The sequence below is a fragment of the Methanosarcina barkeri MS genome, assembly GCF_000970025.1.
Classification (GTDB): Archaea; Halobacteriota; Methanosarcinia; order Methanosarcinales; family Methanosarcinaceae; genus Methanosarcina; species Methanosarcina barkeri.
Genome location: NZ_CP009528.1, coordinates 3,264,856 through 3,287,972, shown reverse-complemented (window position 1 = coordinate 3,287,972; position 23,117 = coordinate 3,264,856). Strand labels below are relative to the sequence as shown.

Below are 23,117 nucleotides of genomic sequence, written 5' to 3'. Positions count from 1 at the left end.
TCCAGAAAAAATAAATTTGTAAATGTCTTGGGGAAATTTTATTCGTTTATTGTATCTAGCCAAAATAGTCTGTCATACCACAATGAAGTATTTGAAATCTATGTCATGTTACTAATAATTCTTACACATAATAAAAAATTCAAATGAGGTTCTTTATTAATCGTAGGGCCTATTTTTCAGATAATTCAAATATTGTATTAATATTCGAATACTATGCCAGAATCAATATATTGTTTGTAATTGTTTCTCCAAGTGTGTCTATGTTTCTGAATAAATTATTTTAATTATGGCAATAACGTGGGTGAAACAATTGCAGACTTATAATTGGTCAATTGAAAAGACCCATCAAAAAAATTTTGCTGAAAAATTTCACTTTGTGTAAAACCAATTAATTGGCTATTACTATTGTTCACATTCTAATCTCTTTTATATCCATTTCCTCAAAAAAACCCTGAAATCAGGATCTTTTAACCTGCAAATCCCGGCATCTTCGATAATCTCAAAGCTCTCATTTATGCTCTGATGTACCTGTTTTCCAAGAGAACAGCTCCTGAGTCGATCTTCGAGAAGCCCTTTTGCCGTCGGGTATTTGCGCCGGATTTCAAAGACGTATTTTCCGTTTTCGATATAGCCTCCGAAAACGCCATCTTCTGCCTGATATTTTTCCTTGAACTTCTCTGCGTGTACTTTGACCCAGACCGGGGGACCGATGTGTTTTTTCACGTTGGGCAGGGTACCTGAAATGAGTTCCATCATAACTGCGGTTTCGGTATTGCCTGACCAGACGCCGGTTTTTATCACTGTAAAATCATATTCTTTCAGAAGGGCAGCTACTGCCTGCTCCATTTTATAAAGCTGCGGAAAGAGGACATCCTCTACCACATCCGGGGTTTTGAAAACGACTGCAAGCTGAGTACTCTTCCGACTTTCAAGCTTTTCCAGGATTTCGCTGTCCTCAAGGGGCAGGAGGGAGGCTGGGAAAAAGAAACTAAGCTCCGGGCTTTTTAGGAATTCCCGACAGTGGTCTATGAACATGCAGAATTTGTCAAGAGAAAGGGCTGCTGCCACGTTTCGCCTGGGATCAGTTGGGTCGATCACTACAAGAGGTTCTTCGTGGTCGATTTCTCCATGCTGCATTATATCTATTTTCTCACCTGGCTTCCAAGAACAGGCTGCGTAGATAGTGTTTTTGAAAGAGCCGTAGCTAATTACAAGAAGTTCGGTCAGGTAGCCTGAAAAGCCCTGGGTCTTGAGTTCTGAACCATAGACTCCGCCTCCGCGCATAAACTGTTTCAAAAGCAAGACCTCATCTTCATGCCCTTTTATGCGGGGTTTGACAAAATCGTTATGAAAAGGCGTCCTGTCAACTGCAGATTTGATATGGGAAGCCGAAGCAACCCTGAAGCAAGGAACAAGATCAACATCAAAGCCTTTGTATATAATATTCAGGTAGGGATGCTCAGCGTGGCGATCTTCGGCATGCTCGGCGTGTTTTGCCACCTCTTTTGCAACTGCCATACCCAGGGTTTCCAGTTCCTTTCTGGATGTTTCTTCAGGAAAGCTTATAAAAACATCAATATCATGAGTGCCTGAAAGCCAGGTGCCTCTGGCAGCAGAGCCCACCATTTTTACAAGCACACCTGGTACGCCAAGTTTTTCTGCTGCGAGTTTAACCTGTGAGGCAAGTTCTTTCTGGATTGCAAGAAGTTTTTCTCTTTCAGGTTCAGTGGGTTGTATTCTTTCAAGGACTGTGAGTTTTAATTCTTCGGGAATACTTGTATACGTTTCCATGCCAGAGACGGCTCCATATTTTTACTCTGTCTTACTTTGCAGAATGAATCTTTATAACTCTTGTAATGGATCTTAAGTGATCTTAACGAATCTTATTACGCTGATTTCTGCTTATAAGTGTCAGAAATCGCTTCTTCAAACTTATAATTTGTGTATATCAAATTGACTCTTAGGAAAAAAGTGGTTTTTGAATTTATTTTCAGACCCTTATCTCAAACGTGAATATAAAGTCTCTTCTGAATAAATCTGGTTTTGAATAAAAAGTCTCTTTTGAATAAAACCTGACTCTGAATAAAAACCAGTTGTGATAAAGACATTTTCTGGATGTACTGAACTGTCTTCCTGACAGGCGAGCCTGATATTTGCTCTTCTAGTGTTTAAATGGCAATTGAAACCAGTTTTACGGTTTTCAAGGTCTTCAATTTCTTTTTTTGCCATATTTAATTTTTTTATTTCCGGTTTCTGAAAAATACTTTTTATAATGCCCAAAAATTTTTTATTTGATGCCTGAGATATTAGAAAATACATATAGTTGAATATCTTTGACATAACTCAGATAGGCGGGGGTATCTTGGTCAGGGTGTATTCCGGATGTTCAGGAAATTTTTTCCTATTTTTTTCTTTCGGAAGCCTGAAAGTTACGCTCCCGGTTAATACAACATAGAGGAGGTTTAATTTGGGGATTAAAAACTACATCAAGATTTTATGCTTGTTTTTGGCATTTGGATTTTTGTGTCTAAGTGCAGTTGCCCAGGCTTCAGATTCGACAGGCAACCGCATCTGGGATGAAAATGCAAATGAGAACCTTACCTATACATGGACGCCTCAGACTTACTCGGGTTTTTATTATGATCTGGATACCGGAGAAGGTTCCGAGAATCTGACAGTCCAGCTCAGTAAGGGTAGCCGGACAATTAATAAGAGAAACCTGCAGTACGAAACCGTACCCATAAAGACCGACTTTGAGTATGGAAATTGGGGTTCTTATGATGTCATAGGGTTTATGGCAGAGCGCTACTTTGCAGGGTACACCGCAAACTCAAGTTTTGCAGATAAAGAGATTAGCGTTATCTCGGACGGACAGCTTTCAAAAGTCCTGATAGACTCCGATGATAGGAAATCTCTGTACACGGGTTCTTCTCTTGTTCTTGACGAAGGATACTCCCTGAACATGGTTGAGGTTGATATCAACGGAAATAGCGTCTGGGTACAGCTTGAAAAGGACGGAAAGATAGTCGACGAAGCTTTCCTATCTTCCAATAGCGACTATGTATACAAAGCCGACCTCGGGGATACTGAAAATGTGCCCATAATTGCAGTTCATTTTTCCCAGATCTTCAGCGGCAGAGAGACCAATGCGGTTTTCGTGAACGGAATTTTCCAGATCTCGGACCAGTACGTGAAAGTCCAGAATGGTGATGATTTTGGGGAAATGGAGGTAAGTTCTACCTCAAGTTCAGGCATAAAAATGAGAAATAGCGACTCGATCTCACTTAGCAAGGGTGACACTATTGATATCATGGGTAAACTAAGTTTTGTTGTAGCTGATGCCAATGAACTTCGTTTTGCACCAATAGTTGAAACCTCCGAGCCCGGAACTTATGAATTAAGAGGGACGGTACACGATGATAAGTTTGATACTATGGTCTGGACGCCTTTTAACTTCGAAGGTTTCTATTATAACATCGACGAAAATATTTCCACTGAAAGCCTTACCATTGAAAAACTCGATGGTAGGACAATTGATGATGAAGCCCTCGTCTATTCTACAAAGCCTGAAAATGTCAAATTTGAACATGAGGGCTGGGGAAGTTATAAAGTTATCGGCTTCATGGCAGAGAAATACTTTGCAGGATATCCTGAAAACACTCTTGGCAATTCAAAGGGCATAAGTGTGCTGTCGGACCGCGTACTTTCAAAAGTTCTGATCGATGACGATGACAAAAAATCCCTGTTCACTGGTTCTTCTTTAGCCTTGGAGAACGGCTACTCCCTTAAGGCATCCCAGGTAGATGTTAATGGGAAAAGCGTACTCTTTGAGCTTTATAAGAATGGAAAGCTTCTGGACTCCGGAATCGTTTCCCAGGGTGGGGACTATATTTATGAAACCGATATAGGAGGGGCCGAAAATGTTCCGATGATTGCGGTCCATATAAGTACAGTCTTCCGTTCCACAGAAACAGATGCCGTGTTTGTGGAGGGAATCTTCCAGATTTCGGATGATTACTTGGAAATTTCTGGGGGAGATTCTTTCGGTGAAATGAAAATAACTTCGATTTCCGACTCAGGCATCACAATGAAAAACGAGGATTCAATCTCCCTTTCAAAGGATGATGTCGTAGACCTGATGGGTAATGTCAAGTTTAAGGTTGCCGATTCTTCAGTCCTGCGCTTTTATCCATTCGTCGAAACCGAGACCGAGGAAGGAGATCAACTGGATATTGAAATACCTGATGCGCTTGTAGTCGGTAAGCCGACCGAGATTTTGGTAACTGCGAGAAATATTTCAGTCGTCGGTGCTGAAATTTTTGTTGGAAACAAAAGCATAGGCACCACCGGAGACAGTGGAAATCTCACCTTTACCCCCAGCAATGAAGGCAGCTTCACTGTAACTGCGAGCCGGGAAGGTTATGTTTCCGGAACTAAGGATGTGGATGTCCTAGCACAGGGTATCCTGAAACTCCTAGTTTCAGTCTCTCCCGAAAACGTTCGGGAAGGGGACCAGATTAGCATAAAGGTCACTGACTCTGAGGAAAACAAGCCTGTTTCCGGAGCAGATGTCTTTTTCGGCGGACAGATCATTGACGCACAGACAGACGCAAAAGGTATCACATCTTACATGGTTACTACTCCGGGAACGTATGTAGTAAATGCCACAAAGACCGGTTATGAAGACGGAGAAACCCAGGTAGAGGTGGCGGAGAAAGCTGCACAGTTCACCTTCTCAGACCTCACGATACAGCCTGCTTCAGTTGAAGCCGGAACTGCGGTAAATATTAAGGTGAATGCTATGAACAATGGAGGCGTCACAGGAAACTCCACAGTGGAATTGCTGGTTAATAACGAATCGGTTGATTCCCAGAATATAACCCTTAATCCGGGTGAGAACAAATCAATCGAATTCTCACACACCGAGGGTGAGCAAGGGACGTATACTGTTGAAGTCGGAGGACTGAGCGAAAGTTATGAAGTGACAAAAAAAGCTCCTTTCTTCAGTGGGATGGCTACACTTGGTATACTCGCCACGGCATTTGTTATCCTGCGGAAGAGACGAAACTAATTAACGTTTCTGGCTTTCATATTAAAGCTTGTATTATAGCTGTATGGGTTCATTCCAAAAAATGAACCAGGCTTTAATATTAACTTTAATACTTTTGTTGCGGTAAGAGTTGAATATCAGATCTCGGATATCCGGCTCTCCTCTTTTTTTTCCGATCTTAGTCCAGAGTGGAATTCCTTTTTGTTTTGCTCGAAAATTTTTAGTTAGAAACAGAAATGTTAAAAATGGAGTTTGATCTACAAACTACCGTTTGATCTTCAAAGTAACGATTGGTCCATTACAAAAATAGTGTTTGTTTTGATGCCTGAAACGACAGCTTAAAATACTGAATTACGATTGTAGAACTGAATGCTTGAAGCTTTGAGTTCCTTTATTACCGACTACGGTTACCTGAACCTCTTTGTCCTGAGCTTCCTAGCTTCCACGGTTTTGCCGTTAGGATCGGAGGCGCTGGTAGTAGCTCTCATTTATCAGGGCTTTAATCCTTTTGCTGTTGTTCTGGTAGCGACTTCAGGCAATTATCTCGGATCGTGCACAACATACTATCTCGGGCTTAAAGGGCGTCCGGTACTTGAGAAATTCCTTTCTCCTTCTCCTGAGAAGCTTGAGATAAGTGAAAGGCTCTTTAAAAAATATGGTCTTTACACCCTTCTTTTTACCTGGGTGCCAGGTATCGGAGACGCGATTACCATGGTTGCAGGACTTATGCAGCTCTCTTTCCGATATTTTTCTATTCTGGTTTTTCTTGGAAAATTCGGGCGTTATTTTGCTATTGCTTATCTAACAGTTTTTTTTAGCAGTTGATTTGCTGTTTTCTAATTAAACTTTATATATCATTTTCTTAATTTTTATTCCTTTAAGTTTAATTTTTATTCCTTTAAGTTTAATTTTTATTCCTTTAAGTTTAATTTTTATTCATTTTAGTAATTCTTTTCTTCTGTATAATTCATTCAGGTAATTATTTTCTCGAAGAGAACAAATAGAGAACAAATAGATATCTTTATATAATCCCTGGTACAATAATTAATTGTTAAAGCAAATTTAATTGATTTTATTGCTTTAATTGCTTTAATTCATTTTCATTGCCTGTCTTCCAGGACTCTAAAAACGGGCTCAATATCTAATTATAACCTCCATTTTTATTTTTTCGTTTTCTCTTCCTTTTTCATTTTATACACAATTTAACTTTATCTGAACTAAAATATCTAATTACTTCATCGGACTTATGAACTTGAAAAACAAAATCAAGTATAACAAACACTGTGGATTAAAGTCACATTTCAGACAGTTAACTGTCTGATGTTGTTGATTTTTCAATTCAACTGCGTATAGTCCTATATTCTAGTTTTTTTGTCCTGCTTCAGTTATTTGTATCAATAACTTTTTTATATTCCTGCCTCTTATTCTCAGATATGTCTCCTTGCAGCAAAACAAGATTTCTGAGTCTTTTCATTCTTATTATGCTTTTGTTTGTCCCGATAGCAGGTGCAGTCTCGAACGCAGGGAATATCAAAAAAGCCGACCTTTATGAGGCTTCTGAGAATTCTACTACTGAAAACGCTCTCTTTGCAGAACTGAGTGCAAAAGCTGAGCTTTATAACACGAATTTCGATAAAGTTCCTGATGTTCTGCAGAGATTTGTAGCCAGTGAGGAAATTGCCGGGAAAATCAAACTTGATAATGGCGAGATGCTTTATGTGACTTTACTTATGGGAGGAGGAAAAATAAGGGATTTCTACAGCTATGAAACTCCTAACGATCCAAACTCAAAGTTCGGGCCTTCCATTACAGTGGAAACCGATGAAAAAACCATACAAAAAGTGCTTGATTCAAAAGAGCCCTTAAAAGAAGCCGTAAAAAGCATGAATGACGACTCTCTAAAGGTGGAAACCGAAGGGCTTTTCCGAAAACTGATGCTCTCAACTTTAAAGACATTTTATAAATAAAATAGATTTATTCCTGAGCTTTAGAACCCTGAGCTCTATAAATTCTTGATTTCAAATGTCCCTTTCCTTTCCGGGAAGGGTACATTTTTTCAGAATTCATGGTTTTGTTCTCAAATTTTTATAATTTCCAAAACCTCTTTTATATATATTTTTGACACAGATATACGCCTTAACTCTTTGATTTTGATGCATATTTTGTATTTCCGTACCTGCCTATGTTAATCCTTTTTCCGTTGGGTTTCGGTTCAGTAGAATAGCCCCAAGACGGATGTCCGGCATCGATACAGGGAGAAATTACTGTGTCTCTAACCCAGGTTTTTCCATTCCATCTTCCAGTTTTTGATTTCAGATGGTAATCATGTTTCGTCTGGCTCGCAAATAGTGGATTTACACGGATATCATTTCTCGAAGTGCAACTTTTATAATTCCCTACTACGTTTTTGTAGAAACAGTTATATTGCAGATATATTTTATGGTTTTTACTGGCGAGATAATTTATCACACCATACCCTGTCCCACTTGGACTCTTTTTACGTTTCAGGGTGTTTACGATTATATTGTTGCGGGCAATTGTTGCGTATACAGATGACGTGTAACTTGGGGAAAAATTATCTGGATACAAATTGGCAATAGCCGCATGATATATGCCATCAAAGACATTGTTTTCAATGTAAGTATTGCGGAATCCACTAATTACAATACCGCCAACCCAGGTAATGCTAGGATTGGTGCCTGTGCTGTAAAAGACATTATGGTGAATAAGAACATTTTTTCCATAATTTTTAGTAGCAGAATTGGTATCATAATTGAAAATCCAGATCCCAGGACCATAGGTGTTATGGATAACATTATTGTAGATACTAATATCATCCATAAGACCCGTACCAGACCCTCCTTTTTCTACCTGAATGCCTGGTCCACCTGCACTCCAGTGGTAGAAAGAATCAATTATATTACTGTAGATTTTTACATGGTTTGAGTTCCAGATTCTAATGCCGCTGTTAGTCCTGCAGCTTATCCTGTTTTTCCAGACCTTTACATTCTTACACTGAATTGCAAACAAACCATCGTGCCCGAGTTTGTATATCCTGTTTTTATAAAAATTAATATTTTTTCCATATTTTATCCTCAGCCCATCCCCGAGACCGTCATGCATGCACATATTGTATACTTTTACGTTGTTACAGTTGGTGAAGTACATTATATTATAGTACCCGTCACCCAAAGAAACTTTGGAATTACCATTACGGTTTCCATTAACCTCAAACCCTCTTACTACAATGTTACTATTCCCAGAACTACTCATCTGCTTGATCAAGGGTTTCATTGCAACCCAGCCTGCATTATTAGCAAGTTTGATTACAGCACTCGAATCCCCTTCAAGAATAGTATTACTACCGATTAAAAGAGTATCGTCAATAACATAAGTAAAAGGACCTTTGAGGTGGACAGTAGTATATTTAGAGTTACCTGCTACAAACTTAAGGGCCTGATTTATCTGTACATGATCGTCTTTTCCATCGCAATTATATTTTCCAGTGCCATCCCCTGTAACGTATATTATTGATGAGCTAGTTGCGCATAAAGCTGCAGGAACACTTGCAAGAAGGAGAAAACCTACCAATAAAAAGATTCCTAATTCTCGTGTTAACACTGGCATCATCTGGAGGAGATCATAATAAAATTCATTAGTATTCTTAATAGACTGATATTGGTCAAGTGACGTGTATACATCTCCTTACAATTTATGACTTCTTACTAAACACTATGAAATATGATTCGTTTTTTGAGACCTGGCCGATAATAGTTTAAAATATATGGGTAGATTTCGGATTTTCTGATCATAAAAAATGTTCTGAAGAAATTATTTACATCAGGAATTGTTGAACCCAAAAACATGCTATATATACGGAATTTAGAACAAATCTCATTGATTTTCAAGCTAATTCTTCTTATTTACATGAATTTCCTCGTGAGAATATAAAGAATAAAACTATAGAAATGTTGGCAATTATAAAGCAATTCTCCAATAAAAAGATTCCCAGTCCCCATTACAACATCGAGATCGTCTGAAAGCTATCATACTAAAATTTATAATAAATACACAAATATTTGTATAGAGCCGATCCCAAAACTCAAAATTACTTTTTAAATAACTAATTTTGAATACGCAATCGAGTTTCAGATCACGGAAAACAGTTATGTAAATTTAAGTGAAATGGGACTAAGGTTGGTTTTGGGATGAACTCATAGATAAACATCTAATTCTAATAAAATGTTTGATAAAATCTAAAAGTATGTTAATATTTTCTGGAGTTTGAGAATCTAGAAAAAAATCCTGAAAATATTATTTAGAACGAGAACTGCTGGACCCGAGTACATACGATAAATATGGAACTTTAGAATAAAGTGCCCTCTTTTCACTCTCATTTATCTAACTATAAAAATTCCGCAACTGTTGAAAAACGTTAAATCTTTTAAGGATTGGTTAAATCTTTAAGGATTGGTTAAATCTTTAAGGATTGGTTAAATCTTTGAGGATTGAAATGATATTATAACTAATAACAAAAATTCAGAATAAAATAAAAACGCTTGATACAGAAATAATGATCCAAATCGAAAGAATAAAAGAGGATTATGGTGCTTTTTCGATGTTCATTAGTTAGTTACCAAACTCCTTGTTTTCACCATAATCAATATCAACCGATATATGTAGGCTGAATAGTTACCATGAATCTATTAGCATCAAAGGTTAATGTTTGACAATCTCCCCAGGATATGTATATCTTCCTTTTTCCATTATCGTACCGATATTTATACTTGTATTGATACCGGTATGCACGTCATCTCCCATAATTACTCCGAGTTTTCTCCTGCCCGTGTCAAGAATCCTGCTTTTTACTATTACTTTTATGTTTTTCCCATCATGGCGGAGGTTTGCAACCTTCGTGCCCGCTCCAAAGTTGCAGCGGTGTCCGATAATGCTATCCCCAACATAACTCAGGTGTCCCACATGAGTATCTTCCATGACAATGGTATTTTTTATCTCCACCGCATTTCCCACCCTAATATGGTTCCCGATTGCCGTAGAAGGGCGGATAAAACAATTAGGCCCTATATCGCAATTTTCTCCTATTACTACTGGGCCTTCGATATAAGAACCGTTCCTGATAATAGTGCCTTTTCCAATTACAACCTCTCCTTTTATGGTAGCATTCGGTTCCACGGTACCTTCGCAGCTGCTCTTAAGGCCTTTCAGGAGGTATTCATTTGCTTTCAGGAGGTCCCAGGGATACCCTATATCTATCCATCTGCCTTCGAGAGGGCTGTAACCCACGGCTGCTCCACTATCAATCAGCATCTGGATGGAGTCCGTAATCTCGAACTCCTTTCTCACTGAGGCCTTGGTTCTGTCAATAAAGTCAAAAATAGATTCCCTGAAAAGATATATTCCGGCATTTGCAAGGTTAGTAGGGGGATTTTTAGGTTTTTCTATTATCCTGACAACTCTATTATTCTCGGTTTCAAGCACTCCGAAATCCGACGGGTTTTCAACCTCTTTTACGCAGATGACAGCTTCCTCTGTCCTTGAGACCAGGGCTTTTAAGTCTTCCTGCTCTATGAGCATATCCCCGTTAAGTACAAGGAAAGTCCCATCAACATAGCCTTTTGCACAGCCTATCGCGTTTGCAGTCCCTAGCTGCTTCTTCTGCTGCACGTACTCTATGCTTACTCCCCATTTGCTTCCGTCCCCGAAGTACTCTTTTATCTGCTCTTCGAGATAACCGGTAATGAAGACAAAGCCTTTAATGCCTGCTTCGATGGCTGAATTAAGTATATGTTCGAGGATGGGCTTATTTGCAACCTGGAGCATAACTTTAGGACAGCCGGAAGTTAGAGGTTCCATCCTTGTGCCTTTGCCTGCTACAAGGACAACCGCTTTCATTTGAGTGCCTCCTTTGCTATCTTTTCAGCCATATCAAAAATCTCATCAACGTTTTCCCGGGCTTCAGCTGTGATTCTAACTTTTGCTTCCGTCCCTGAGGGGCGGACAAGTACCCAGCCATTACTCATTTCCACGCGAATACCGTCGATATCAAGGACTTTTCCCATGGGCTCGAGTTTAGCCTTAACTTTTTCCATAAACTCTGCCTTTTTATTATTTGCACAGGGGAAAGCTCCTCTTTTTGTGGCGTACCTGGGCAGCTCTTCTCGAAGCTCGCTTAACTTCTTTTCCTTGACAATCTCAACAAGTTTTGCGGCTGCATAAATCCCATCCGGACAGTAGGAAATCTTCGGGAAAATCCAGCTTCCTGATGGCTCGCCTCCATAGATAGCCCCACATTTTTTTATTCCCTCTGCGACGTAAACGTCCCCGACTCTTGTCCTCACAATCTCCGAACCCTGAAGAGAATCGCCAACCATCATTGAAGTGTCCACAGGCACGACGACTGTTCCTTTCTTACCGCTGCACTCGTATAGCCCGAAAATTGCAAGCATTTCATCTCCTGAGACAAAATTGCCTTTTTCGTCCACTGCCATCATCCGGTCCGCATCACCATCATGTGCAATTCCAAGATCGGCTCCGAAATCCACAACAGCTTTTTTGAGCATGGTAAGGTTTTCATCGTTTGGTTCAGGGTTTCTTGCAGGAAAGTGGCCATCAGGCTGAGCGTTCAGAGTTATTACCTCACAACCAAGCTCCTGGAGGAGATATGGGGTAATTGTCCCTCCTGCTCCACATCCGCAGTCCAGTACGACTTTCAGGCTGGAACTTCCTACAAGCTTTTTGATCATATTCATATGAGCCCGGATAGCATTTCTGTCTTCTTTGAACTTGCCTATCAGGTTCCAGGGAACCAGAGAAAAGTCTGCATCTTCAATCGCTTTTTCTATTTCTTCCTGCTGTGCCGAGTCAAAGGCCATCCCATCAGGGTTCCAGAGTTTGATCCCTACATACTCTGAGGGGTTGTGGGAGGCTGTAACCATTACACCGCATTCGTATTCTCTGGCTGCATATGCCAGAGTTGGGGTAGATACAAGGCCTATTTCTGTAACAGCGCAGCCTGTGGCAGTCATTCCCGCAATTAGGGCATGCTCGATCATAGGGGCCGAAACTCTAGGGTCCCTCCCGATAACTGCAGTTTTTTTTCGGCTTCCAAGTACAAGCCCTACATTAAGTGCAAGTTCGGGCGTAATTTCTTTGTTTGCTATCCCTCTTATTCCTGAAGATCCGAAGAGTTTCATATATCCCATTCCGAAATTTTCTAAAAGTATTTCTTTAAATTCTCTTGTTTTTTAATTTTTAAATTTTTGGGCATTTCATTATTCAACTGTGACACTTTTTGCAAGATTACGCGGTTTGTCAATCGAACATCCACGAGCAAGAGCAGTGTAATAAGCAAGCAGCTGGAGGACTACCACACTGAGCAGCGGAGAAAGCAATTCACTACTCTGAGGTATTGTAAGAACAACATCCGCATATTTTCCGATCTCTGTATCTTTGTTATCGGCCACTGCGATAACCGTTGCATCCCTGGCTTTTACTTCCTTTATATTACTCAGTACCTTGTCGTAAGTCTGCCCTCTTGTTGCAATGGTAACTACAGGCGTTCCTTTCTCAAGCAGCGCAATCGGTCCATGTTTAAGTTCTCCTGCGGCAAAACCCTCAGCATGCAAATATGAAATTTCTTTTAATTTGAGAGCTCCTTCAAGGGCAATCGGATAGTTAAGGTTCCTGCCGAGGAAAAAATAGTTTTCTGCCTGAGCAAAATTCTCTGCACATTCCTTTACTGCTTCTTTCTGGTTGAGAATCTGCTGAATCTGACCTGGTATTTTTCTTAGACCCGTAATGAATCCTTTAACATAATTAGGACTTAGCTTACCTCTTGAGAGGGCGAACTTTACGGCAAGCAGATAAAGAAGTGTAAGCTGGGTACTGAAGGTTTTGGTCGCGGCAACTCCAATCTCAGGTCCTGCTCTGGTATAGAGCACACTGTTAGCTTCTCTTGTAATGGTGCTTCCTACAACGTTTGTAATTGCAAGTGTAGGGCAGTTGTAGGACATTATTTCCCTAACAGCCGCGAGAGTATCTGCAGTCTCCCCGGATTGGGTGATTGCGATGGCGAGAGTTCCATCACTTATAACCGGGCTTCTGTACCTGTACTCCGAGCAGATGTCTATGTCGCAATGAATTCCTGCAAGCTGCTCAAAAAGGTATTTCCCAAGCAGCCCTGCGTGCCAGGAGGTTCCACATGCCAGAATCTGGACTCTTGAAAGTTTCCTTATCTCTTCATCGGTCATATTAAGTTCTTTGAGATCTATCGTTCCTTCAAGTTCCGAGACCTTGCCTGCAAGTGTATTATGAATCGCGCTCACCTGCTCGTGAATTTCCTTGAGCATGAAATGTTCGTAGCCGGCTTTTTCAGCAGCTTCAAAGTCCCACTCGATCTTTTCTATCTTCTTTTCGCGTGCTTTTCCTTCTCTGTCAAAGATCTCTACATTGGTAGGAGTCAGAACTGCGGTTTCAAAGTCATTTACGAAAATTACATCCCTTGTATAATTCAAAAAAGCAGTTACATCCGATGCGGCAAAGTTCTCTCCTTTGCCGAGTCCTATAACAAGTGGGCTGTCTTTCCGGGCAAGCACGAGTTTTCCCTGTTCGTCAGCACAGATAGCTGCAAGAGCATATGAACCTTCGATCTCTTTTAGCGCTTCCCGCAGTCCTGTAAGAAGTTCGCATTTTGCTTCTCTTCCATCGGGCTTACCGTATATGTGTTTATGCAGGAGGTGTGCGATCACTTCGGTATCAGTTTCCGATTTAAATTCATATCCTTCTGCAGTCAGTTGTTCTTTCAATGCCATGTAGTTCTCTATGATTCCGTTATGCACAACAGATATCTTACATGGGTTTCCAGAGGTATGCGGATGAGCATTTATTGTGCTGGGTCGTCCGTGGGTTGCCCAGCGAGTGTGCCCTATTCCGATGTTGCCACTTATTTCATCTGGGATTGTGGCTTCAAGGTTTACGATTTTACCTACTGACTTATAAGTATTGATTCCGCTGCCCAGAATCGAAATCCCAGCAGAATCGTATCCACGGTACTCGAGTTTTTTGAGAGATTCTATGATGACAGATGCAGCAGAGTTTTCACCTGCATATCCTACAATTCCACACATTTTTCCACCTTTTAGGGTTAAAGAACAACCGAATGACGGGACAGGTCCCTGTATATGGTATTCCCAGATTCAACCTGACAGTCAACAGCTATTGTTACTCCAGCTTTCACAAGTACACTATTCCCAATCCGGTTGTCGTCTCCGAAGATGGTGCCGAGTTTGGGAGCTCGATGAATAGTTCCGTTCATAATGATCGATAGACCTTCTTTTTCTTCAACAAGGAAACCTGAGCCAATTGTATTGTTGCTTCCAATTATGGAATTAGAGATCTGCCCATGAGAGTATATCCTGCAGTCATTCATTATTATACTGTTCTGTATTTCGGTAAATGACCTGATCGATACATTGTCTCCTATTGTTGTGGAGGGCAGAATTACTACATTGGGTCCGATATCACAATTTTCCCCTATGACTACAGGGCCTACAATGTAAGTTCCTGAACGAATCCTTGTATTCTTTCCTACTGTCACCTTTCCACTGAGGAAAACTCCCTCTTCAACTTCTCCTTCAAGCTTCAAGTTCCTGGCTGAATTTAAGACTATGGCATTAGCTTTTAATAGATCCCAGGAATGAACAGCGTCAAGCCATTTTGATTCGGTAGAAACAGAAGTAACGATTTTCCCTTCGTCAATCATAAGCTGGAGGGTATCGGTTATTGCATATTCCCCGTTTTCGGATATCGGGGTTTTTTCAATGGTTTCAAAGACCTGCGGTGTAAAAATATAAATTCCGGTATTTACAATACGGCTCAGGTCTCCAGGCCTTTTTTCCAGAATTCTTGTGACTCTCTTTTTTTCTTTCAGAACCACACCATAGCCTGCAGTCTCTTCCATCTGAACAGTTAGAAGGCTTGCGTCTCCTTCATAATTATTCAGAAGGTCCGCTATAGTTTTTGGTTCCACCAGGTTATCTCCATTGAGCACAAGAAATACCGAGTCCTCGGGTTCAATCCATTTTTTTGCCTGCTCAATTGCATGTGCAGTACCTAGCTGAGCTTTCTGTTCAATGTACCTAATTTTCACTCCGAAGTTTAGCCCGTCTTCGAAATAGTCCATTATGCGTTCTTTTTTATATCCAACAATTAATATAATATCAGTTATTCCATTTTTTTCAAGCGAACCTATTACATGTTCTAAAATAGGTCTGTTGGCTATAGGAAGCATTACTTTTGAACGAGTTAGAGTAAGAGGCCTGCAGCGCAGCCCTTCTCCTGCTGCAAGGATAATAGCTTTCATAATTTTAAGAACCTTTTTTAGAATTTATATATTACCTTCAAAAGTTTTAACCAAAGCAACTGTGTATATATATCGATAGAGTTTTATATCTGTATAAGGGACAGCTATCAATAAAAAAGTAATCCTATGTAATTGAAAAATAAGTTTTTTCTACAGGATAAACAACTCCATAACATGAATTCAGCAACTCTATAAAAAATTTCGTTCCACTTCTAGCTTTTACAGGCAATTTTATTTTTTTAAAAGTGTCGAAACTTATTTATTTCATAAAATCCTGTATGTATTTCCTACTTTTTATGTTTTATGCTTCCCAACCTTTGAGAAGTCGGGCAATTCTTAAGGAATCCTTTCTATTGAAAGTTTTATTAACTTCCATACTTTTGATAAATAGTTGTGACAACTTATTAAAAATAATAGTCTAATTCTTATAATCCTTCAGAATACCCTATAATTTCTACAAAAACCAAAAAATAAAAAATATTGAGTAGTATTGAAGCTTCTGGAAGATCATTTATTGGGATCACTTTTTCGGACAGCCCTGAAAATCTGCGTTTCTATTCTTTCTTTAAACTCGATTTTTCAGTAGACCCTGGAAATGGTATTGTATATCTTCTATAATCGTAAACCGTAATCGGTTATATGTCCTGTGTTCCAGGATGTTACATCTCGGTTGACTAATAAGATTTCTATACATTATAATAAATAAAATGTATTTTTTTAGCCTCGACCAATCAGTCACTATAATGCCTAAAATTAATAGTTCATACAAACAATTTTATTAATATTAAAAAGTGTTCGTTTAATATTCATAACTTAAATTTTTGCAAGGTACTTATTATCGCGGCCGGTAAAAAGTCAAGGGCTCTTGGCGAGAAATGCCAGGCAGTCTCAGAAGTATACGGGCAAATATTAATGGTTGTGGTGACCATCATACTTGCTGCATCACTGGTGTACCCCAATATTCCCGGAAAGTGCACCCAGGGCAAATCTCTTGATAGAAGCTCTAATTTTACGCAGGATTCAACAACGCCCAGGATGAAACGACACCAACGCAGAATGAAACGACGCTAGACAGCTATTTAATTGAGGCTTCTTCAGGGTTCGGGGATAATATTTCTCCCACAGGAAGTACCTATGTTCCCGCCGGTGGCAACAAGCTCTTCAGTATAATCCCGGATGAAAACTATAAAGTTCTTAATGTGTTGGTGGACGTGAATTCCGTTGGGCCGGTTTCCACTTATACCTTCAATAATGTGTCGTCCAGTCACAGTATTCAAGCGAGTTTTACCGTTAATTTCAATGTGATAAACAACAATACGGTAGTACCGAAAGAAAACTTCACGGTCAACACAACTGTGATTGGTTGTGCTTTTATTAGGAACTGGGGATTGTCTCCGGTTACTTGCGTCTTAAGTTAGGGGACTATACTTATGATCTCTGGGGAGATTACAAGAATCCATCAAAAGGGAATATCAATGACGGGAAAAATCCTTGCTTCTGGGAATCTCCAATTTCCTATAATGCGGATACGCCTGTAACGGTCGAAGCTTGCTCCTGGGAATATTTCTGGAATCATAAATCAAAACAAATTCTTACAGTTAGCACTTCGACTAATTCTTCCAATTTGAAGGTCCTTATGAATGAAGATCGTGTTTCTGATATCCCCGGATTTCATGGTCAGGACTCGATTGAAGACTTTGTAAAAGGATACATTGAAAACGGTAGTATCAAGCTTAAGGAAAATGAGGCTATATATATTTTTGAGCTGGGCAATACAAACCTGGACAGCTCTGGTGCTGATTTTCAGGATCTTGTCATTTTGGTTTCAGTAAACGGAGTAGAAACCTCACAGTCTACAGTTGAATCTCAGAACTCGGACTCAAGTGAAACCCCGGATGAAATCCCGGATGGAATCCTGGATGAACCTCAAGATGAAATCCAAGATAAAAACCCAAGTGAAATAGTTCTCAAGCTCGTAATCGAACACTGTGGGGGGGATACAATTAATTTCAAATTTAATAATGAGACAAAAGTTATACTTCAGAAAGGAGATGATCAACGTTACCTCAATTTAACGGAACTTGGGGCCTTCAAAGTAGGGGATTCAGCCATTTTGATCTTAAATATGACGATGAAGAGATTCGCGAACCGCTTGACCTTAGTCAGGGGGACTGCTCATCTATAAAAATATTGGATGTCCAGAGCAAATCCTTAATCTACTCTGGAAACATCATGGTTAAATAAAATAATATATTAACGGGGAATATATTAATAGAGCTGACCTTTATGGGACTCAGCTCCAAAAACAGAAAACAACTTGTAAAAGCTTATATAAGCGTCTGAAGAGGGTCTACTAAAATAAAAATTTACAAAAATTGGCATATTTTTAATTCTTCATAAAGCTGAGTTGGTTCTTTGTAATAATGCTGCAAAATCTCTGGGTAAATAAGTTTAAGTATAGTATACACACATAATCTCTTAAAAAAATTTGAATAAATATCTGAAGTAACTTCAAAATTGAACTCAAGCAGGAAGCAGGTATTATGCATAAGGAATTTAAAAACAGTTTCAAAATAATAGTCTTTCCACTGTGTGGGATTGAGTCTCAGGGGTTAATTTCATGGTTTCTCAGTCTTTAAGAAGAACATTATCAGATAAGATTACGGCCTTGATGCAAATACTTTCACTCCGCTTTCCTTAACTTTATATGCTGTGGCGTTGTAGATTAAAACGCCTCTCTATAAATAAAGATAAACAAGAGGCTTGAGGTAGGAAGAATGAAACAGACAGCTGAATCTATTCGAGATCGATTTTTAAAGCTTGGCATCGACGTACCTATAGAGGATATCGAAAGCAGACTTGATGAACTGATTACTAAATTTAAAGTTCCTTCAAACGAAGCCCAGCGCAGTGTGACCAATTACTTTTTGAAGAAATATTCTATTCCTAAAAATGAATTTTACACGAGGCAGGCTGAGCCGCAGCTTACAAAGATTATGGATATTTCGGAAAATGGGCAGTGGGCAAATCTTAAGGCAAGGGTTGTCCAGCTCTGGGAAAACACTCACGAGTCAATTTCTCAGGTAGGACTACTGGGGGATGAAACAGGAATTATAAAGTTTACTGCATGGAAAAATGCCGAACTGCCTGAGCTTGAACAGGGAGAGAGTTATTTCTTCAGGAGCGTTGTTGTAGGAGAGTACAATGGCAGGTTCCAGGTTCAGCTTAACAAGAATACTTCTATAGAAAAGCTGGATGAAGCCATTGGAGTTGGGGGCGGGGACTTCATACCATCTGCAAGAGAGTCTGAACTCAGGAACATCTCCGATCTTGCAGGAGGCCAATGGGCTACAGTTAAAGGAAAAGTGGTTCAACTCTGGGAAAACTCTCATGAATCAATTGAGCAGGCAGGGCTTATAGGAGACCCCACAGGGGTTATTAAATTCACTAACTGGGCCAGTTCCGAGCTTCCTGACATGGAAGAGGGCAAGAGCTACATGTTGAATAATGTAGTTGTTAACGAATGGGGAGGTAAGATCCAGATTCAGCTTAACAGGTCAAGTTCTATAGAAGAACTTGATGAAGATATCAAAGTCGGATCCTTAACTTCCACATACTTTGGAGCAATGGTAGACATTCAGACTGGTTCAGGTCTCATAAAACGCTGTCCTGAGTGTAAAAGGGCTCTGGTTAAGGGTGCTTGCCCGGAGCACGGAAAAGTAAAAGGGGAATACGACCTGAGGATAAAAGCGGTTCTGGATTCCGGAACTTCCACTCAGGATATCCTTATTAACAGAGAACTTACCGAGAAGCTTGCAGGGCTTTCTCTCGATACTGCAATTGCAATGGCCGCAGACGCTCTTGATCCAGGGGTAGTTCTGGATAATCTAAAACAGGAACTGCTGGGCAGGTACTATACTGTAATCGGTCACAAGCTTGATCGCTATATCCTTGTGGATTCCATTACTCCAAAAACTTCTCTGGATAGAGAGATGATTGATGAAATACTTGCGCTTAATGAAACACTTACCAAGCTGGAGGTGCAGTAAATGCCAGGTTTTTTCAGAGAAGTTGCCCGCAGGGTTTTTGCCCAGGAAATGAAGGATTCGAACCTGACCTCAAGGGATGAAAATGATCAGTATGCTCCACAGTATGTCCTGACGCCCACAGGAGCTAAAGTAAACCGTATCTTCCTTGTTGGCACACTTATCGAAAAGGAAGATATCGGCACTGATTCCGAGTACTGGAGGGGAAGAGTTTCAGACCCGACAGGTTCTTTCCTAGTCTATGCCGGGCAGTATCAGCCTGAAGCTGCTCAATTCCTTGCCGAGTGCGAGCTGCCAGCTTTTGTAGCAGTTGTGGGCAAAACTAGCACCTATACCACAGATGATGGGAATGTCCTGACTTCTATCCGTCCAGAGTCTATCCAGCATGTAGATGAACTTACCCGGGACCTCTGGGTGCTTGATACTGCAAAACAGACTCTTGAGAGGATAAGGGCAATTGAATCAGAGGAAGATCAAAACTCAAAACTTGCAAAAGAACACTATTCGACTGATATCGGTTACTACCGCACTATAGTCAAAAAGGCTCTTGAGTCTCTCAAAGAAACGGAATGAAACTAAAAAGAGTAAAAACCATACTATCATAATCGGGGGTAAATGCCCCTTAACTTTTTTTATTTCAATCGATTTTTATTTTTTCTTTCTATCTGTTTTTTATTTTCAGAGTTTTAGGTACTTCCTCATTAACCAGTTGATGTTTTTCAGATTTCTTTAATTTAACAATTCTATTAATTTCCATCTCTTATTAGTAATTCTACACTCTTGTCCAGGTTTTTTCTTTTCCAAATCTCTCTTTTCACCTTTTAATCTTCTGTGCTCTCTGTATAAGTTAAATGAATACAATAAAGCCTCATTTGGGCATACAGTATTTTAACTTTCTTTGAAAAATTTCTGTCCGAAAATTCTAGAAAAACGGTAAAACTCATTTTTCATTAATTTTTTGGTCTCAACTGGTTTGGTTAATGCACAAATCCGTCATTCAATACGTATGGAGTGACGCTATGAGGACGGTGAAATCCTCTATATTTATCATACTATCCGGCGCAAGGGTTCGCCCAGATACTGGTCCCGCAGTAAACCCAAAGAAGCAACAGGGATTACGTCTTATGACCTTCTCCAAAAATTTCTTGAAAAAAGCCTGAGTTTTGAAGAGAAGTTTATGTTCTAGGCTATTGGCTGTCAGAACTGGACTTGTTCTTTATTGTTCTTACTCAAAAAAGAGAAAAAGAATAAAAAATGCAAGCAAATAGTTTTTTAAAAATGTTGTCAGCAAAATAATCGGGAATAGGTTTCCTCATAGGTCAAATTCTAATTTTTTTCTGGGACTCTGAAACAATGTTCGTGAGGTTTTGCCTAAGCCGAAGGAAAAAGAAAGACCTTTCATAAGCTTTAGAAGAGCATGTGAACTTACATACAGTTCTTAAACAAATCGATAAACTATGATATGAATTCGAATAAGTACCTAAATTTTGATACATTTTCGAAATAAGAAATCGAAGAATTCTATAGTGTTTTAATAATATTAAAAATTGTTTAAAAACATTGAATTTTTCTTTACATCTAGTGATTTCTATTCTATATAAATAAATTATTATTCTTTTCTAATATGAAGTAATGTAAAAACAGACTCATAAGCTACTGTCAAATCAATCGTAAAATGTCGCATAAAATCGATTGCAATTATTCGGAACCTGTGAATCCTTTAGTATTGACGCGACACTACATTGTCAATATAATATTAAATTATTATGTTAATTTCTAATTAAATTATTATATTATTTACCTAATTAAAGAATTTTGTAGTAAAATTTATGTTGAAAAAAGTACTATTCTTACACAACAGTATACAAAAAACAAAACAGATTTGAACTGAACTTGAAAAATCGGTTTGAGCTCTTGAACGCCTAAAGGTAAGGGTATAGTTGCCTTTGATAGTGTTCAAAATTTGTATAATCTTGCCTCTGGAGTAAATCGAATGAGGTAAATAAGAAATGAGCAGAAAAAGAACGAATTTAAAATTATATAATTTGCGTATTGCTACTTTTGTTTGCTGCGCCAGCTTCTGCGGATCCGGATGCTATGTTAGATATAAGCCGAACCTAATTTTGAGATTTTACAACGTCTGATTTTATCTTATTTAATATTCAAAGATGAAAGCTGTCTATATAGTTTGGACGTGAACAGTTGGATGGACGAACGAGACGGAGGATTCATTTTTGCAGGTGCATGTAAATCTGCAAAATACACAGATCTAGGAAACGCGTTTATTAACAACGGTTTTGATACCTACTTTGGGTATGAAGATAATGTTAACACCTTACATAATGCCCTCTTTTATTCTGCATTCTTTGATGCGGCTACTTTCACCGATGTCACTGTTTCTGAAGCAGCCAACTATGCAAGAAACCAAGTCGAAAAAGAGTTTGGAGATGCAGCAGATGTTGCCAATAACAGATTTATAGGAAATTCAAACTTGTGTTTAAGACCTTAAGGGAGAAAAGATCATGAAACTTAATCAAATTTGTATATTGGATTTGATATTATTAAGTGCAATATTTGTGGCTTTTGCTTCTGAAGAGGGAGGAATAATCTTTACGAAAGAAGATGCAAAGCAAACAAAATATCTTGATCCATCAACTGCAGACGTAAATATTAGTTTTGAGGATGCAAAAAACAAACTAATATCAGAAAATCAGGAAGTAATCAATGAATCTGTACATGGAGAACTGATTGATGATGAAAATTTCGGGATAATCTGGCGAGTAAGCTCAAAAACAACTAATGGAAAAAGTATCTTTGCAGGAATAGATGCCTCTAATGGAGAGCAGCTTTTTGTATACGATGGATCAAAGAATGTACAGGGCAGAGACAGTATAAGCAAAGATGATGCTCTGAAAATAGCAGAAGAATATATCGAATCCAGGGTTTCAGCGGATAAAATTAATGAGATTGAGCCTGAATATGTAAACTACATAGAACCTCCTGCTGATGATCTGCCAGGAAATTATCATGTAAGTTACGCAAGAATTATCAGGGGAATACCTCTCTTTCCGATGGAATACTGCTTGATGTTAATGCAGAAACAGGCGAAGTTTCAAGCTATGACAAAAGCTGGTCTATGTCTGAAGAAGAGATAGCACTCATTGATACGGAACCAAGCATTACGGATGAAAAAGCAGTTGAGATTCTCAAAGAATACATGAGTAACAAACCGTCTATAGGAGAAGAAAAAGCAAATAGTGTAAAAGTTATTTCGTCGAACCTTGTCTGGAAAGAGGACGAGGAAGATAAAATTCATCTGGCATGGTGGATCAGGTTCATGGATTCAAGTTTTGCAAGGGACGATACCTATCCTGCTTCAGTATGGATTGACGCACATTCAGGAGAAATGTTGCTGTTTGACTATTCCAGAGACTAAGTTCGAAACAGTTCTAACTTTCCATTCCTCTTTGGCATGAAAGTACGTGATTATTTATTCTCAAGGAACTTTTGTTCCTTTTTCTTTTCCTTTCACTGTCTCTTTTCAGGTATTTTACGTTTTTCTCTTAACTCAACTTTCAAAGAAAATGGGTATATAAAGGGAATTCAATAGCTCGTAGGAAAAAATCCTTCAGTAAAATAC

At 39.1% G+C, this 23,117-nt stretch carries 18 protein-coding genes; 10 read left to right on the top strand and 8 right to left on the bottom strand.

From position 1 onward, the window contains the following. Positions 1-426: 426 nt before the first annotated feature. Positions 427-1,791, bottom strand: coding sequence for a CCA tRNA nucleotidyltransferase (gene cca / locus MSBRM_RS13200; RefSeq protein ID WP_048121016.1), 1,365 nt, complete (start codon positions 1,789-1,791; stop codon positions 427-429). A 207-nt stretch (positions 1,792-1,998) separates the two neighbouring features. Continuing rightward, entirely contained in the window at positions 1,999-2,340 is a 342-nt protein-coding gene (locus MSBRM_RS13195) for a hypothetical protein (RefSeq protein ID WP_141706507.1), read from the bottom strand. Between the two features lie 127 nt (positions 2,341-2,467). Between MSBRM_RS13195 and MSBRM_RS13190 the strand changes: the two genes are divergently transcribed. The 3 genes from MSBRM_RS13190 (at position 2,468) to MSBRM_RS13180 (ending at position 7,017) form a co-directional block, all read left to right on the top strand. Beyond that, a complete protein-coding gene (locus MSBRM_RS13190; protein WP_048155962.1) occupies positions 2,468-5,071 on the top strand; it encodes an S-layer protein domain-containing protein in 2,604 nt (867 codons plus the stop codon). 360 nt (positions 5,072-5,431) lie between these two features. Then, entirely contained in the window at positions 5,432-5,875 is a 444-nt protein-coding gene (locus tag MSBRM_RS13185; protein WP_230668879.1) for a YqaA family protein, read from the top strand. Positions 5,876-6,483: 608 nt separating this feature from the next. Further along, a complete protein-coding gene (locus MSBRM_RS13180; protein ID WP_048121008.1) occupies positions 6,484-7,017 on the top strand; it encodes a hypothetical protein in 534 nt (177 codons plus the stop codon). 169 nt (positions 7,018-7,186) lie between these two features. On the opposite strand, the gene MSBRM_RS13175 is transcribed toward MSBRM_RS13180, so the two are convergent. From MSBRM_RS13175 to glmU (MSBRM_RS13155), 5 genes are all read right to left on the bottom strand, one after another. Beyond that, positions 7,187-8,677 carry a right-handed parallel beta-helix repeat-containing protein gene (locus tag MSBRM_RS13175; protein WP_230669174.1) on the bottom strand — a complete coding sequence of 497 codons (1,491 nt, stop codon included), beginning with the start codon at positions 8,675-8,677 and terminating at the stop codon, positions 7,187-7,189. Positions 8,678-9,769: 1,092 nt separating this feature from the next. Then, positions 9,770-10,963, bottom strand: a complete 1,194-nt coding sequence (gene glmU, locus MSBRM_RS13170; RefSeq protein WP_048121004.1) for a bifunctional sugar-1-phosphate nucleotidylyltransferase/acetyltransferase — start codon at positions 10,961-10,963, stop codon at positions 9,770-9,772. Continuing rightward, complete coding sequence (gene glmM / locus MSBRM_RS13165; RefSeq protein WP_048121002.1) at positions 10,960-12,264, bottom strand: phosphoglucosamine mutase; 1,305 nt, start codon at positions 12,262-12,264, stop codon at positions 10,960-10,962. The genes glmU (MSBRM_RS13170) and glmM overlap by 4 nt, the downstream gene beginning before the upstream one ends. Before the next feature lie 78 nt (positions 12,265-12,342). Next, on the bottom strand, positions 12,343-14,196 hold the full coding sequence (glmS, locus tag MSBRM_RS13160; RefSeq protein WP_048121001.1) for a glutamine--fructose-6-phosphate transaminase (isomerizing): 1,854 nt from the start codon (positions 14,194-14,196) through the stop codon (positions 12,343-12,345). A gap of 17 nt (positions 14,197-14,213) precedes the next feature. Next, a complete protein-coding gene (gene glmU / locus MSBRM_RS13155) occupies positions 14,214-15,431 on the bottom strand; it encodes a bifunctional sugar-1-phosphate nucleotidylyltransferase/acetyltransferase (protein ID WP_048120998.1) in 1,218 nt (405 codons plus the stop codon). Between the two features lie 756 nt (positions 15,432-16,187). On the opposite strand from glmU (MSBRM_RS13155), the gene MSBRM_RS22145 reads away from it, so the two are divergent. Then, positions 16,188-16,502: a type IV pilin N-terminal domain-containing protein gene (locus MSBRM_RS22145; protein WP_141706508.1), complete on the top strand. Its 315-nt coding sequence runs from the start codon at positions 16,188-16,190 to the stop codon at positions 16,500-16,502. Between the two features lie 23 nt (positions 16,503-16,525). On the opposite strand, the gene MSBRM_RS13150 is transcribed toward MSBRM_RS22145, so the two are convergent. Further along, positions 16,526-16,699, bottom strand: a complete 174-nt coding sequence (locus tag MSBRM_RS13150) for a hypothetical protein (RefSeq protein WP_155396521.1) — start codon at positions 16,697-16,699, stop codon at positions 16,526-16,528. Between the two features lie 134 nt (positions 16,700-16,833). Between MSBRM_RS13150 and MSBRM_RS13145 the strand changes: the two genes are divergently transcribed. The 6 genes from MSBRM_RS13145 (at position 16,834) to MSBRM_RS21470 (ending at position 22,913) form a co-directional block, all read left to right on the top strand. Next, positions 16,834-17,616 carry a hypothetical protein gene (locus tag MSBRM_RS13145; RefSeq protein ID WP_048155954.1) on the top strand — a complete coding sequence of 261 codons (783 nt, stop codon included), beginning with the start codon at positions 16,834-16,836 and terminating at the stop codon, positions 17,614-17,616. 592 nt (positions 17,617-18,208) lie between these two features. Next, positions 18,209-19,480: a replication protein A gene (locus MSBRM_RS13140; protein WP_048120992.1), complete on the top strand. Its 1,272-nt coding sequence runs from the start codon at positions 18,209-18,211 to the stop codon at positions 19,478-19,480. Then, complete coding sequence (locus MSBRM_RS13135; protein WP_048120990.1) at positions 19,481-20,050, top strand: RPA family protein; 570 nt, start codon at positions 19,481-19,483, stop codon at positions 20,048-20,050. It abuts the gene before it with no gap. 1,633 nt (positions 20,051-21,683) lie between these two features. Next, positions 21,684-21,986 carry a hypothetical protein gene (locus MSBRM_RS13130; protein ID WP_048120988.1) on the top strand — a complete coding sequence of 101 codons (303 nt, stop codon included), beginning with the start codon at positions 21,684-21,686 and terminating at the stop codon, positions 21,984-21,986. 13 nt (positions 21,987-21,999) lie between these two features. Beyond that, entirely contained in the window at positions 22,000-22,632 is a 633-nt protein-coding gene (locus tag MSBRM_RS21475; protein ID WP_230668877.1) for a YcdB/YcdC domain-containing protein, read from the top strand. After that, positions 22,614-22,913 (top strand): hypothetical protein, encoded by a 300-nt coding sequence (locus MSBRM_RS21470; RefSeq protein WP_230668875.1) that lies wholly within the window; start codon positions 22,614-22,616, stop codon positions 22,911-22,913. The genes MSBRM_RS21475 and MSBRM_RS21470 overlap by 19 nt, the downstream gene beginning before the upstream one ends. Positions 22,914-23,117 lie beyond the last annotated feature (204 nt).

Coding starts and splice junctions, on each gene's coding strand:
- MSBRM_RS13135 (WP_048120990.1), top strand. CDS start 19,481: ATGCCAGGTTTTTTCAGAGAAGTTGCCCGCAGGGTTTTTGCCCAGGAA.
- glmM (WP_048121002.1), bottom strand. CDS start 12,264: ATGAAACTCTTCGGATCTTCAGGAATAAGAGGGATAGCAAACAAAGAA.
- MSBRM_RS13130 (WP_048120988.1), top strand. CDS start 21,684: ATGGACGAACGAGACGGAGGATTCATTTTTGCAGGTGCATGTAAATCT.
- MSBRM_RS13140 (WP_048120992.1), top strand. CDS start 18,209: ATGAAACAGACAGCTGAATCTATTCGAGATCGATTTTTAAAGCTTGGC.
- MSBRM_RS13180 (WP_048121008.1), top strand. CDS start 6,484: ATGTCTCCTTGCAGCAAAACAAGATTTCTGAGTCTTTTCATTCTTATT.
- cca (WP_048121016.1), bottom strand. CDS start 1,791: ATGGAAACGTATACAAGTATTCCCGAAGAATTAAAACTCACAGTCCTT.
- glmU (WP_048120998.1), bottom strand. CDS start 15,431: ATGAAAGCTATTATCCTTGCAGCAGGAGAAGGGCTGCGCTGCAGGCCT.
- MSBRM_RS13175 (WP_230669174.1), bottom strand. CDS start 8,677: ATGCCAGTGTTAACACGAGAATTAGGAATCTTTTTATTGGTAGGTTTT.
- MSBRM_RS21470 (WP_230668875.1), top strand. CDS start 22,614: ATGTCTGAAGAAGAGATAGCACTCATTGATACGGAACCAAGCATTACG.
- MSBRM_RS21475 (WP_230668877.1), top strand. CDS start 22,000: ATGAAACTTAATCAAATTTGTATATTGGATTTGATATTATTAAGTGCA.
- glmU (WP_048121004.1), bottom strand. CDS start 10,963: ATGAAAGCGGTTGTCCTTGTAGCAGGCAAAGGCACAAGGATGGAACCT.
- glmS (WP_048121001.1), bottom strand. CDS start 14,196: ATGTGTGGAATTGTAGGATATGCAGGTGAAAACTCTGCTGCATCTGTC.
- MSBRM_RS13195 (WP_141706507.1), bottom strand. CDS start 2,340: ATGTCAAAGATATTCAACTATATGTATTTTCTAATATCTCAGGCATCA.